Origin of the sequence: Rhodococcus sp. BE178, from assembly GCF_050433545.1 — a bacterium.
In the GTDB taxonomy this organism is placed as follows: domain Bacteria; phylum Actinomycetota; class Actinomycetes; order Mycobacteriales; family Mycobacteriaceae; genus Prescottella.
On record NZ_JBNPXA010000010.1, the window covers coordinates 1 to 12,405 of the forward strand.

Annotated in this window: 12 protein-coding genes; 8 read left to right on the forward strand and 4 right to left on the reverse strand. The window is 66.1% G+C overall.

What is annotated here, in order from left to right; all coding sequences use genetic code 11:
* On the reverse strand, positions 1–207 hold a 207-nt coding region (locus J2X34_RS17605), incomplete at its 3' end, for a 3-keto-5-aminohexanoate cleavage protein (protein WP_429518665.1).
* 337 nt (positions 208–544) lie between these two features.
* Positions 545–1,567, reverse strand: coding sequence for an AraC family transcriptional regulator (locus J2X34_RS17610; RefSeq protein ID WP_429518667.1), 1,023 nt, complete (start codon positions 1,565–1,567; stop codon positions 545–547).
* A 315-nt stretch (positions 1,568–1,882) separates the two neighbouring features.
* Here J2X34_RS17610 and J2X34_RS17615 point away from each other — a divergent pair, with 315 nt between their 5' ends.
* The 4 genes from J2X34_RS17615 to J2X34_RS17630 all read left to right on the forward strand — a co-directional run bounded on the left by J2X34_RS17615 (position 1,883) and on the right by J2X34_RS17630 (position 5,761).
* Complete coding sequence (locus J2X34_RS17615; RefSeq protein WP_114723866.1) at positions 1,883–2,269, forward strand: carboxymuconolactone decarboxylase family protein; 387 nt, start codon at positions 1,883–1,885, stop codon at positions 2,267–2,269.
* 135 nt (positions 2,270–2,404) lie between these two features.
* The gene (locus J2X34_RS17620) at positions 2,405–2,638 is read left to right on the forward strand and encodes a hypothetical protein (RefSeq protein WP_429518669.1); all 234 of its coding nucleotides are present in this window, start codon (positions 2,405–2,407) and stop codon (positions 2,636–2,638) included.
* 222 nt (positions 2,639–2,860) lie between these two features.
* Positions 2,861–4,597 (forward strand): N-acyl-D-amino-acid deacylase family protein, encoded by a 1,737-nt coding sequence (locus J2X34_RS17625; protein ID WP_429518671.1) that lies wholly within the window; start codon positions 2,861–2,863, stop codon positions 4,595–4,597.
* A gap of 165 nt (positions 4,598–4,762) precedes the next feature.
* Positions 4,763–5,761: an IS481 family transposase gene (locus J2X34_RS17630; RefSeq protein ID WP_429518673.1), complete on the forward strand. Its 999-nt coding sequence runs from the start codon at positions 4,763–4,765 to the stop codon at positions 5,759–5,761.
* Positions 5,762–6,247: 486 nt separating this feature from the next.
* Here J2X34_RS17630 and J2X34_RS17635 read toward each other — a convergent pair whose 3' ends face one another.
* Both J2X34_RS17635 and J2X34_RS17640 read right to left on the reverse strand, forming a co-directional pair.
* Entirely contained in the window at positions 6,248–7,660 is a 1,413-nt protein-coding gene (locus J2X34_RS17635; RefSeq protein WP_429518675.1) for a sugar porter family MFS transporter, read from the reverse strand.
* Positions 7,657–7,899, reverse strand: a complete 243-nt coding sequence (locus J2X34_RS17640) for a hypothetical protein (RefSeq protein WP_429518677.1) — start codon at positions 7,897–7,899, stop codon at positions 7,657–7,659. Before J2X34_RS17640 ends, J2X34_RS17635 begins: the two co-directional genes overlap by 4 nt.
* Before the next feature lie 283 nt (positions 7,900–8,182).
* Here J2X34_RS17640 and J2X34_RS17645 point away from each other — a divergent pair, with 283 nt between their 5' ends.
* The 4 genes from J2X34_RS17645 (at position 8,183) to J2X34_RS17660 (ending at position 12,377) form a co-directional block, all read left to right on the forward strand.
* Positions 8,183–9,235, forward strand: a complete 1,053-nt coding sequence (locus tag J2X34_RS17645) for an alcohol dehydrogenase catalytic domain-containing protein (RefSeq protein WP_429518679.1) — start codon at positions 8,183–8,185, stop codon at positions 9,233–9,235.
* A complete protein-coding gene (locus J2X34_RS17650) occupies positions 9,232–10,023 on the forward strand; it encodes an SDR family NAD(P)-dependent oxidoreductase (RefSeq protein WP_429518681.1) in 792 nt (263 codons plus the stop codon). The genes J2X34_RS17645 and J2X34_RS17650 overlap by 4 nt, the downstream gene beginning before the upstream one ends.
* 156 nt (positions 10,024–10,179) lie before the next feature.
* Entirely contained in the window at positions 10,180–11,019 is an 840-nt protein-coding gene (locus tag J2X34_RS17655) for a FadR/GntR family transcriptional regulator (protein WP_429518683.1), read from the forward strand.
* A 158-nt stretch (positions 11,020–11,177) separates the two neighbouring features.
* Positions 11,178–12,377, forward strand: a complete 1,200-nt coding sequence (locus J2X34_RS17660; RefSeq protein WP_429518685.1) for a mandelate racemase/muconate lactonizing enzyme family protein — start codon at positions 11,178–11,180, stop codon at positions 12,375–12,377.
* Positions 12,378–12,405 lie beyond the last annotated feature (28 nt).

The following is a 12,405-nucleotide window of genomic DNA, read 5'->3' on the forward strand; positions in this document are numbered from 1 at the left end:
GCCCTTACCGTCCTCCTCACGGACATGGATGTGCAGCACCGTCGCGCCGGCCTCGTAGCAGTCCACCGCCTGCTGGACATGCTCGTCCATCGTCAGCGGCAGATCCTCCGGGAAGTCCTCCACCGCCCACTCCGGGCCGTACGGCGCGACGGTGATGACCAGCTTCTCCTGGTTCTCCGGGAACAGTGCGTCGTCGTGGAAATGCATTGTGGAACTCCGTTCGTGGAAGAGAGGCGCCAGCCGAGAACACGGACTGGGCCACCGCGCGATATGCCGTCCCGCCCGATCGGCCATCGGGGCGACACCACACGCGGCTGCGGGGTGATGGCGATCACAGTAGCCCGGAGACGGGGCTCAAACTTGACGGTTTGGGTCGCAACTCTTGACCGATTGGGATCGTTTGTGAATCGGCGCGCGCCACCGCGACTCCCCCTCGGCGAAGTCCACACCGATCGCGCTGATACCCGACAGCTTCGCCCACTGCGAAAAGATCAGGCCGGCGCCGAATGCGTCGCCGGAGCATTAAGCGGGACAGAAGGTTTCATCAGCCGGCAGGCGGCGAGAAGGAGGTGTCCGCTGCGGACGTTTTCGCCCAGGCCCGCGGGCTGACGCCGAATCGCTGCCGGAACCACCTCGAGAAGGCACTCAGCTCCGAGAACCCCAACTCCGCAGCAATCTCGGTGAGGGAGCAGTCTCCGCGCTCGATCGCGAGTCGTGCGTGCTCCTTGCGAACGGAGTCGAGAATCGAGGAGTACGAGTCGCCCGAATGAGCCAGATGGCGGTGCAGCGTGCGCCGATCCATGCCCAAGCTGTGCGCGATACGCGAGACCGAGCAACTCTCCGTGGGCAAGAGCGTGGCGATCAGGTCGCGGACCTGGAGCGACACCGAGGCCCCGGTGGCCGGGGCCAGCAGCCCTAGATACTCCTGCGCGAAGGGTCGCAGCATCGGGTTGGACAGTGGGTTCGGCGTGTCGAGATCGCTGGCCGGGATGATGATCCCGTCAATCTCATGCCCGAAGACCACGGTTGGGCCGAACACCTGGTGGTGCATCGCGATATCGGGAGGTGCCTCGTGCGCGAAATAGGTGGCCACCGGACGCCAGCCCTCGGGGAGTAGATCCGCGAGAATACGGAAGACGGACGCGACCACCAGTTCGAGGGATTGGTGTCCCAGGGTGATTCCCGGGGCGGACTGCGCATGGAAGGTGGCCAGGCCTCTGGACTCGGTCAGACCAAGGCTGATGGCCTCGTTGTGCAGGTTCATGTGGCGCAGGACGATTCCCAACGCACTGCGGACATCGGGCTCCTCCCGGGCGACGAGCCCCACCGGACCGAGGTTGGACATCCCGCGGTTGCCTGACATCCTGATGCCGAAATCCGCACAGCCCGACTGCGCCGCGGAGATCTCGAGCAAGTGGTCCACCGACTGCGCCGAGATCCACCCGGTGGTGGCTGCGAAGGCGCCCGGGTCGATCCCCGCGACTCGCATCAGCGGGTGGGGGTTCAAACCCACCGACTCCGCCACCTCGACATAGCCGTTCAGAACGGCACTTCTGAGCATCAGCATCCGGGCTCAGTCTCCCCATTGGTCAAGTTTGGCGACCCGCATCGTCAAGTCCGAGTCCGACACTCTACGATAGCGTGATCGCCATCACCCCGTAGCCACCTGTGATGTCCCCCGACGATCGCCCACGACCGCGATCATCGGAATCGCCGTCAACGACGCCACCAGCACGAGCCTCGTCACGCGCGAGTGCGCGTGGCCACGGGAACACCGCTGCCCGCCAATGCTCAATCGGTCTGCGCTACTCGAAGATTCGGCCGGCTGCCGCCCCTTCGCCGATCACGGCCAACAGAAATCCCGCCAATAGGAGATAACACGATGACTCAAGCGAACAGCGACTTCCCCGTTGTCGAGGGTATGAAGGCCGGCGGCGGCTGGAACGAGCTCTGGGACGGGCTGTACGAAATGGACCCCGAGTGGACCGAGCTGTACATGAAGATGGCGATGCAGCCATTCCAGAGCGGCGTCATCCCACCGAAGGTGGTGCAATTGCTTTGCATTGCGGTCGATGCGTCGGCGACCCACATGTATGCGCCCGGCACGCGGCGTCATATTCAGGCCGCGTTGGACATGGGAGTGACGCCCGAGGAGATTCTCGAGGTGCTCAAGCTCGCAACGATCGTGGGCATCCACTCCTGCAACCTCGGTGTTCCCATCCTGGTGGAGGAAATGGCCGCGCGCCGGCAGAAGCAGTCCGAGGACTGAGCCGGGCCGAAGCCGAACAGCAGCTCTGCGCGAGCACCGCGATACCGGTGCTCCCGCAGAGCTGCTTGGCGTCTATCCGGCGAGCATTTCCGGGTTTGTCCGGGCAGACCCAGGGCCCCCAATACAATCAAGCCTGTGAGTGGTCAGTCGCGTTCCGCTCGAACTGTCGTCACGGCATGGCTGTACGGCGGACCGCAGCATGGCGACTCCAAGGACGTTTCGATCCCCCTGCCGCCAACAATCACCACGTCCGCAAACGACGTCTATGTCAGGGTGGGCCCCGAGCTCGACGAATCTGGCCAACCGCTGTCCACGTGGTGCTATCGCTGGGAACCCCACGTCGCGCTCGACGCGCCGCTCGATCGTTGAAGTTCTTCGACAGACACGCGATGCATCCGGGCTGTCTCGCGTAATTGGCGGTCACGAACGCGTTCTCTCACCGCCATTGGCACCGTGGGAACCCTCGGATCCTCGCCCTCGCCACCCGAACAAACAGCCAAAACGCCTCTCGCTGACACCCTGTCGAGTTAACCTGCGGAACGTCAGCACGGTACGGATGGCGCGCAGATTCCCGATCAGCGAGGACTGACTATGAATTTCTCTCTTGTCATCTCGAACGGAACAGTGGTGGACGGGACCGGGGGTGAGCCCTATGTCGCCGACATCGGTGTCCGCGACGGCCGGATCGCGGCGGTCACGCCCGGCGTCGGCCTCAGCGACGCCGACGCCGACGAGGTCATCGATGCAACCGGCTTGGTGGTGACACCGGGATTCGTCGACATCCATACCCACTACGACGGGCAGGTCACCTGGGATCCGATGCTGACGCCCAGCTGCTGGCACGGCGTCACCACCGCGGTGATGGGCAATTGCGGCGTGGGATTCGCACCCGTCACCGAGGCCAAGCGGGAGTGGCTGATCGGGTTGATGGAGGGCGTCGAGGACATTCCGGGCGCCGCACTGTCGGAGGGCATCAAGTGGGGCTGGGAGTCGTTCCCGCAGTACCTCGACGAGATCGATCGCCTGCCGCTGGCCATCGATGTCGGGACGCACGTACCGCACGGGTCGGTGCGGGCCTACGTCATGGGCGAGCGGGGCGCCCGCAACGAGCCCGCCTCGCCCGAGGACATCGCGCTGATGGCCAAGTTGGTACGCGAAGGCGTCGAGGCCGGGGCGCTGGGTTTCTCGACCTCACGCACCATCGCGCACAAGGCCATCGACGGCGAGCCGGTACCGGGCACCTTCGCCGCGGAGGACGAACTGTTCGCGATCGGGCAGGCGTTGGCCGCCGCGGGCACCGGGGTCTTCGAACTCGCGCCCGCGGGCATCATGGGCGAGGATCTCGCGGCACCCGATCGAGAAATGGACTGGATGCTGCGGCTGGCCGAACTCACCGGGCGGACAGTGTGTTTCGGTCTGATGCAGCACGATGCCGTACCTGACGACTGGAAGCGGTTGCTGGACCTCGCCGCCGGCGCCTACGAGTCCGGCATTCCGCTGCGCCCGCAAGTGCCGGCACGTCCGCTGGGTCTGCTGACCGGGTTGCAGACGTTCAACGCGTTCTCGACCCGGCCCAGCTACCTCGCCGCCGTCGAACGCTCGGCCGGAGACCTCGACGCACTGGTCGCCGCCCTTCGCGACCCCGCGGTCCGACGGGACGTGCTCGCCGAGTCCGACTCGCCCACCAACAAGATGCCGTACCTCAGCCAACTGGATCGGACCTTCAACCTCGGCAACCCACCGGAGTACGAGCCCGCACCCGAGGTCAGCCTCGCGCACGAGGCCGAGCGTGCCGGGCGGGATCCGTTCGAATACGCGTACGACCTGCTGCTCTCGGATTCCGGTCGCTCACTGTTCTTCCGGCCGCTGCTCAACTATTCCGACTTCACCCACGATGCACTCCGGGAGATGCTGATGCACCCCGCGACCGCGGTGGGGCTCGGCGACGGCGGAGCGCACGCGGGCGCCATCTGCGACGCGTCCAACACCACGTATCTGCTCACCCATTGGGCGCGTGATCGCTCCCGAGGTGCGCAGATTCCGTTGGCGACCGCGGTGAAGAAGATGACACTGGACACGGCGACCATCTACGGGCTCGGCGATCGCGGTGTGATCGCCGAGGGCAAGAAGGCCGACCTCAACGTCATCGACTTCGAGCGGCTGCAACTGCGGCCGCCGGCCGTCGAACACGACCTACCCGGCGGGGCGCGGCGGCTGCTGCAGCGCGCCGACGGGTACCGGGCCACCATCGTGTCCGGTCAGGTGGTGCTGCGCGACGGCGAGGACACCGGCGCCCGGCCCGGCGCCCTGGTCCGCGGCCCACGCTGACCGAAGCCGCTTCCGGCACAGTCACATCGACGGAAGGCGGCCGACCACGGACCCGGTCGCGAGGAGTCTCCGGTCTCGGAGGCTCCTCGCAGCATCTAGGTGTACCCGGTCAGGACGTTGGTAGGGGCGTGTCGGCTTGATATGAAGAGAACCTCCGGTTGGGGTGTGGCTTGCCTAAGGCCCACATCCGACCGGAGGTTCTCGTGTCCCACGAGCAATGCCCGCATCACATATCTCGAGCGAATGCTCATCGTCGAGCGCTACCAAAACGGCTGGCCGAAGGCCCATATCGCCAGTGCAATAGGGGTTTCCCGCAAGTGCGTGTCCACTTGGGTGGCCCGCTCCGAGGACGAGGGTGAGGCCGGGTTACGCGATCGGTCCTCACGCCCGCACACAATGCCGACCCGAACCGCGGCCGCGGTCGAGACGCGGATCGTTGAGCTCCGCATGCTGGAACGGCGCGGACCGGACTGGCTCGCAGCGGAACTCGAGGTACCGGCCCGTACCCTTTCCCGGGTTCTGGGCCGCCACCAGATGCCGTACCTGGCCGACTGTGACCCGATGACCGGGGCGGTGGTCCGCTCGCCGAAGGCCACCGCGGTCCGCTACGAGCGTCACCGGCCCGGCGAGCTGGTTCACATGGATATCAAGAAGCTCGGCCGCATCCCCGACGGCGGCGGGTGGCGCGCCCACGGACGAGTGGCAGGAAACCGAAACCGTGATGTGCGCACGGGATTCGACTATGTGCACTCCCTCGTCGACGACCACTCCCGGCTCGCGTACCCCGAGATCCTGCCCGACGAGAAGGGCGTGACCTGCGCCGGATTCCTCACCCGCGCCGCCGGATACTCCCGAGCCCACCGTATCGACCGGATCGGGCGGATGATGATCGACAACGCGTGGGCCTACAAGCATTCGCTCCATGGCGTCTGCGCGGAACTCGGAGCCAATCAGGTGTTCATCAAACCGCACTGCCCCTGGCAAAACGGGAAGGTCGAACGCCTGAACCGGACCCTGCAATCCGAGTGGGCCTACCGGCAGGTCTTCACCAGCAACACCGAACGCGCCGGCGCGCTTGCACCCTGGCTCGAGTACTACAACACTCGACGACGCGACAGCGCGCTCGGAGGACTACCTCCGATCAGCCGACTGCAACCAACCTGATGGCCGGGTACAGCCAGTGTCAACCAAAGAGGTTGCTACACCCGGCTCGGCGAGGATCTGGTTGGGCATGCCACCGCTCGGGCATGGCCGACAGGAACAGCGCGTACCTCCGCGATCAACCTCGGACCGCCGTACACGCCTGGCGGGGACGAGCTCGAGGATGAACCGTGTACGGAAATACCGTTGTCGATCAACGCTCGATCTCGGGGTCCATCCGGCAGTTGCGCGACGCGGCTCGGTGCCAGCGCACGAGCCGCGTCGCGATCATCTGGGCCGCCGTCGGATGAACCGCACCACCGCTACCTCGTCGACCGGACAACTGTGATACCTCGCGGGACGAGCGCGACGGCCGCGCCAGCAACCCACGACGCTCGTCGTATTGCAGCGTTTGCGCGTTCGATCCGGCCCAGCGGCCCATTCACCGGTACGGGTCGCATGGGTGCATGCTCAACCCGAATATCTGCGTACCGGGTCGAGCCCGAATCGCTACCCCATTTCCTCGAGCGTCTTGCCCCGAGTCTCCGGAACGAACCGGAGCACGAACAGTATCGATAGGCCCGCGAAGACCGCGTAGATCACGTAGGCGCCGGACAGGTTCCAGTCCGACAGCGAGGGAAAGGTCGCGGTGACGACCCAGTTGGCGATCCACAGTACGGAGGCGGACAGGCCGAGAGCGGCTGCACGAATCCTGTTCGGGAACATCTCGCCGAGCATCACCCACACCACCACACCCCAGGACAGGCCGAAGAACAGCACGAACGAATGCGCCGAGATCAGCGCGACCAAGCCTTGAGCGTGCGGGAGCGACGCGGCGGCGCCGGACCCGGTTTTTGCGGAGAACGCCCAGGCATCCAGCGCGAGCGAGATGGTCATGCCGATTGAGCCGATAAGCGCCAGCGGTTTTCGGCCGATCCGGTCCACCAGTGCCACGGCGATGACCGTGCCGATGATGTTGATGATCGAGGTGGTGAACGAATACAGGAACGAGCTCGACGGGTCGATTCCCACCGACTGCCACAGCGTGGCCGAGTAGTAGAACGCCACATTGATGCCGACCAGCTGCTGGAACACCGCAAGCCCGATGCCGACCCACACCACGGGTAGGAATCCGAATCGACCACCGAGCAGGTCCTTGAAGGTGGACTTGTGTTCGCTGCGCATCGCCTGGTGGATTTCGGCGACTCGCGCGTCCAGGTCGATGTTCTCGCCTTCCACTTCGGCGAGCACCTTCTTCGCTTCCGCGGTGCGGTCCACGGAGATCAGGTAGCGCGGTGACTCGGGAATCTTGAACGAAACCACCCCGTAGAGCAGGGCCGGCGCCGCCATCACGCCCAGCATCCACTGCCAGGCCTCGAATCCGGCGATGATGCCGCGCTGGTCACCGTCGGCAATCTGCAGAATTGCGTAGTTGACCAGCTGCGAGAGCGCGATGCCGAAGATGATCGCCGCCTGCTGGAACGAACCGAGCCGCCCGCGATAGGCCGGCGGCGCTACCTCGGCGATGTAGGCGGGGCCGATCACCGACGCCATTCCGATTCCGATGCCGCCGAGGATGCGCCACATCGCCAGATCCCACAGCGCGAAGGGCAATGCCGATCCGACCGCACTTACCAGGAACAGGACCGCTGCGATCCGCATGACGCGAATTCGCCCGATGCGGTCCGCCAGCCGGCCCGCGGTGGCCGCGCCGATCGCACACCCGATCAGCGCGATGGCGACGACCTGAGCCAAGGCTGCCGACCCGATGTCGTATCGGTCCCGGATGGCCGCGACGGCACCGTTGATGACCGCGCTGTCGTAACCGAACAGAAAGCCGCCCATGGCGGCGGCTGCGGTGATGAAGATGACGTGCCTGATCTGGTTGGACGCCTGCCTTGTTTGCAGTCCGGTCGTGCTCACCGACGGGCTCCCGTCTCGCGTGCTCGATCCCGGTCGACCTCGAGGAGGTGCGCGGCGCCGTCGGGCCAGGTAATGCCGGACCACGGTGCGGCCTGCTGATCGGCCATCTGGCTGGGATCGACGCGAAGCATCGGGGAGTCCGGCACGTCGAGGGCGGCGGGATCGATCCCGCGGTGCGTGACTGGCACATAGCCCCCGGAGTTCGCCGGGTCCTGCATGGTTCTGGTTGCTGAGTTCACTAAGGCCCTCCACGGCTCTTGTCGGTGACCGGACAGCACTTTCGGGCTTCCTTCAGCGGCCGCTCTCGGGCCGAGTCGAGAAGGGTGCGGCAGCCTCCCGGCACAACTGGTATGACCGGTCATGCCGGAAAGTATGACTACGCCGAAACTCGGCCGTCAAGGGTTTCGGATGACCAATTCCAAACTGGTCAAACCGGTGTGACCGGTATACGATCCGGTCCTTAAATCAGCCAGTTCGCTGCTCGCAGTGATCTGCAAGAGTGCATTTCAGGAGGGATATTCGATGCTCGCGGCTCGATGGCATCGTCGCGGTGACGTCCGACTCGAAGACGTCCAGCCGCGCCCACGGCGCGACGACGAACTCTTGGTCAAGGTCCACTGGTGCGGCATATGCGGAACCGATTTGGAAGAGTTCCGCGATGGACCACTCATCATTCCGGTGGACGACCCCCACCCCCTCAGTGGGCGCACGGCGCCGCTGACCCTGGGGCATGAGGTCGTCGGCGAAGTCGTCGAAGCCGCACGCGACGGCAGCGGGCCACCCGTCGGCACGATGGTGGTACCCGATGTGGTGAACGGCTGCGGCAGCTGCTGGTGGTGCCTGCGGCACGAGGACGGCCTGTGCCCGAACCTTTCGGTTCTCGGGCAACAGGACGACGGCGGTCTGGCCGAGTTCATGGTCGCGCGGGCCCGGACCTGCGTTCCCCTTCCGTCTGGTCTGAGCGCCGAGGACGCGGTTCTGGCCGAGCCGGCCGCGGTGGCGGTCCGTGCGGTTCGCAAGGCTCCCGATCCGATCGGTTCGACCGCGGTCGTCATCGGCGGCGGCACGATCGGCCAGTTGACCGCCCAGGCGGCACTGGCTCTGGGCGCAGCGAACTGCTGGATCGTGGACCCGAGCCCGTTCCGCCAGGCCTTCGCCCAACACCATTCGGCCGTGCGAGCGCTGGCGCCCGAGGAACTGGACATGTTTATCGAGGACCTCGACGATCCCGGCGTCGACGTCATTTATGAATGCAGCGGGGCGCCCGGGCAGATCGAGCGATCCCTAGCTCTGGTTCGCCCGGGAGGCACCGTCGTCGCCGTCGGCCTCGGCGCGCAGCCCCAGCCGCTTCCGCTCTCCCCGGTGGTGTTGGGCGAACGCCGACTGATCGGGTCCGCGGCTCATCTGTGGGATGTGGACGTCGCCCAAGCGGTGCGGATGCTCGCCGACGGCAGACTCCAGGCGAGAGAACTGATCACACACCGCGTTCCACTGCCGGAGTTGGTGACAGTCGCGCTGCCTCTGCTCGCCGCGCCGGACGCGGAGGTCCTGAAGGTTGCGGTGGATTGCCGATGAGCACCAGAGACTTTGATCAGCAACACCACGGCGCGCTCGATCTGTCGAGGCATACCGTCCTGCTCACGGGTGGCCTGGGCGGTCTGGGGCCGGCGATCGTCCGCCGCCTGGCAGACCATGGCGCGACCGTTGGAGTAGTGGACACCGCCGATGACGGCGCCAAGATCTCCTCGCATCCCCGTGTCCGCTACCACCGCTGCGATGTCACCGATCCGGTCGCCGTCCGCGACATGGTCGCCCAGTCCGACGAATGGCTGGGAGGCCGGCCGACGATCGTGTGCTGCCACGCGGGAGTGGTCGGCGACGCCCACCCCGTCCAGGAATTTCCCTTGGACGCCTTCCGCCTGATCCAGGACGTGAACACCACCGGCAGCTTCCTGGTCGCCCGCGCCGCGGCCGCACTGTGGCGAGAACACCACGAGCCCGGGCATTTGATCTTCACCACGAGTTGGGTCTCCGATGTGCCCTGGCCGGGCATCGCCCCCTACAGCGCCTCCAAAGCCGCCATCAAATCCCTGATGCGCAGCTTCGCCCGAGAGCTGGCGCCGTACGGGATCCGCAGCAACGCGCTCTCGCCGGGCATCGTGGGTGTCGGCATGGCCAAACACCAGTGGGACACCGACCCGGACTACCGCACTCGGGCCGCACGTGCCGTCCCACTGGGATCGCTGCAGACCGCGGAGTCGGTTGCCGACGCCTTCCTGTTCCTGTGCTCGGATCTCGCCTCGTACATGACAGGTTCGACGCTCCTGGTCGACGGCGGCGCAAGCCTCTATCCGCTCGACTGAGGCCGACTCGGCGGCCCTGTGCACCGCATGGGCGCGCCTCCACCTCAACCGTGGGTCGGCGCCGTCGGCCGCCCCTCGAACGGCGGTAGTGCAGATCACTGCGGAGAGCGATCCATGCACTTGACGGCCGGTTTCGAGCCTGCCATACTAACTGGTATGACCGGTCATGCCAGTTATGGTGATCCAGCAACCCCGCCGTCCGGCGCACATCTTGCGGCGATGCTCGAGGAGCGCCTCGTAGCGGGAGAATGGCCGCCCGGTTCGCGAATGCCGTCGGAGCGGGTGCTGTCCCAGGAGTACGCGGTGAGTCGTCCGGTGATCCGGGAGGCGCTGCGGTCTCTGCAGGAGCGCGGCTTGATCAGTGTGGCCGCGGGTCGCGGGAGTTTCGTCCGTCAGATACGGCCGACCAGCGACGGTGGAGATCCGCTTCTGCTGGTACGGCGTGGTGAGGTCACCGCGCGGCATCTGGTGGTCGCACGCGCAATGCTCGAGGGGCAAGCGGCGGCACTCGCTGCGGAGCACAGGTCCGAAGACGATCTGGCGGATATGCGCCGTATCCTCGACGCGCTCGACCAGCAGAGCGCGCTGTCGACCTGCGCGGATCTGGATGTGGCGTTTCATGAGGCGATCGCCATCGCCTCGCGGAACCCGGTCATTCAGATCATGTTCGGCTCGATCCGACCGCTGACCCACGGAGTCATGCTGCGGAGCCTCACCGACCGCACGGTCACCGGGGCGGCACTACCGCTGCACAACGTCATCCTCGAAGCGATCGCAAACAAGGACCCTGATGCGGCGCGGCTGGCGATGACCGAGCACATCGAAGCCGCCCAGCACTTCTACGGGGATGACCTCGACGTCGCCTTGTCTGATGTACTCAACCGCCGCGCAGCGGGCGCACCCAACATCGCCGCACTGCTCAACGATGTCAGCCGGTCGATCGCGGATCTGCCCACCGACCCCCAAATCGACGGCCCGCCAACCGAATCCAACTGAGCGGGCCGGGCGCGTCGGGCCTGGCGGGAATGGTCGATGGGGCGTGGTCGACACGGTCTCGATCCTTCTTTGATCCATGTTCGTTCGCGTGCACACCGCCGGCACTCGGGGGCGGGAGTCACGCGCTCACCACGTATACGAAAGGCCTGTGATTTAGCGTGCATATTGTCGCATTGGAGACGCTGCGGCCCCGATTCCAGAACAACCTCTGCGTCCTCGTCCTGCACACCGACGAGGGCCTCGTCGGACTCGGCGATACGTTTCTGCAGTCGGCTGCGGTCGAGGCATACCTGCATTCCCACGTCGCCCCACTGCTTCTCGGTCTCGACGAGCCGACACCGGAAGCAGTATCGCTCCTACTCGCCCCGTATGTCGGATTCCAGGGCGGCGGAGTCGAGACGCGCGCCAACGGCGCAGTGGACATTGCACTCTGGGACCTGCTGGGCAAGCAAAGTGGACAGACCGTGGCGCGACTGCTCGGCGGTCCGGTCCGCGACACAATCGGTGTCTACAACACTTGCGCCGGCCCGGGCTACATCCAGGACACGTCGCGGCAGTCCTCGTCCAACTGGGGACACAGCCAAGGCGAGTACGAAGACCTGGACGCGTTCCTCACCCAACCCGGCCGATTGGCCAAGGAGCTCTACGCCGAGGGCCTGCGCGGGATGAAGGTCTGGCCTTTCGATCACGCCGCCGAGAGGTCGGGGGGCAACCGGATCACTTCGGCCGACCTGGATTCGGCGATGACCGTGATCCGGGAGATCCGCGACGCGGTCGGCATGGACATGGACCTCATGGTGGAGTTGCACGGGCAGTGGTCGCGCCGCGCCGCCGTCGACATCTGCCGGGCATTGGAGCCCTACCAGCCATTCTGGGTGGAGGACCCCGTCCGCCCCGACGCCGTCGACGCCCTGGGCGCCCTGACCAACGAAGTCGGCGTGCCGATCGCGACCGGCGAGACCGCGCTCGGACGCCGCGGCTTCCTGCCGCTGCTCGAGCAGGGCCGTATCGCCTACGCCACCGTCGACGTCCAGTGGACCGGTGGCCTCACCGAAGCGCGGAAAGTCGCCAACCTCGCCGATGCGTTCTCCGTACCAGTCGCCCCACACGACTGCACCGGCCCGATCACCCTGGCAGCCTGCTTCCACCTGGCCATGGCGCAGCCCAACGCCCTGATCCAGGAAACCGTGCGTGCCTTCCTGCGCACCTGGTACCCGCGCGTGGTCACCGGCTTGCCCGAGATCCAGAACGGAGTTGCGGCCCTCTCACCCGAGCCCGGTCTGGGGCTGCAGATCGCAGCCGGCCTGAGAGAAGACCCGGACACAGTTCGTCGGGTCACCAGCATCGAAACGTCATGACCGAGACGACCCGGCAAGCAAAGGACCA

Bases quoted from the DNA above. Each gene is read 5' to 3' on its own strand.
- J2X34_RS17655 (WP_429518683.1), top strand. From the start codon at position 10,180: ATGACCGGTCATGCCAGTTATGGTGATCCAGCAACCCCGCCGTCCGGC.
- J2X34_RS17615 (WP_114723866.1), top strand. From the start codon at position 1,883: ATGACTCAAGCGAACAGCGACTTCCCCGTTGTCGAGGGTATGAAGGCC.
- J2X34_RS17610 (WP_429518667.1), bottom strand. From the start codon at position 1,567: ATGCTGATGCTCAGAAGTGCCGTTCTGAACGGCTATGTCGAGGTGGCG.
- J2X34_RS17650 (WP_429518681.1), top strand. From the start codon at position 9,232: ATGAGCACCAGAGACTTTGATCAGCAACACCACGGCGCGCTCGATCTG.
- J2X34_RS17625 (WP_429518671.1), top strand. From the start codon at position 2,861: ATGAATTTCTCTCTTGTCATCTCGAACGGAACAGTGGTGGACGGGACC.
- J2X34_RS17645 (WP_429518679.1), top strand. From the start codon at position 8,183: ATGCTCGCGGCTCGATGGCATCGTCGCGGTGACGTCCGACTCGAAGAC.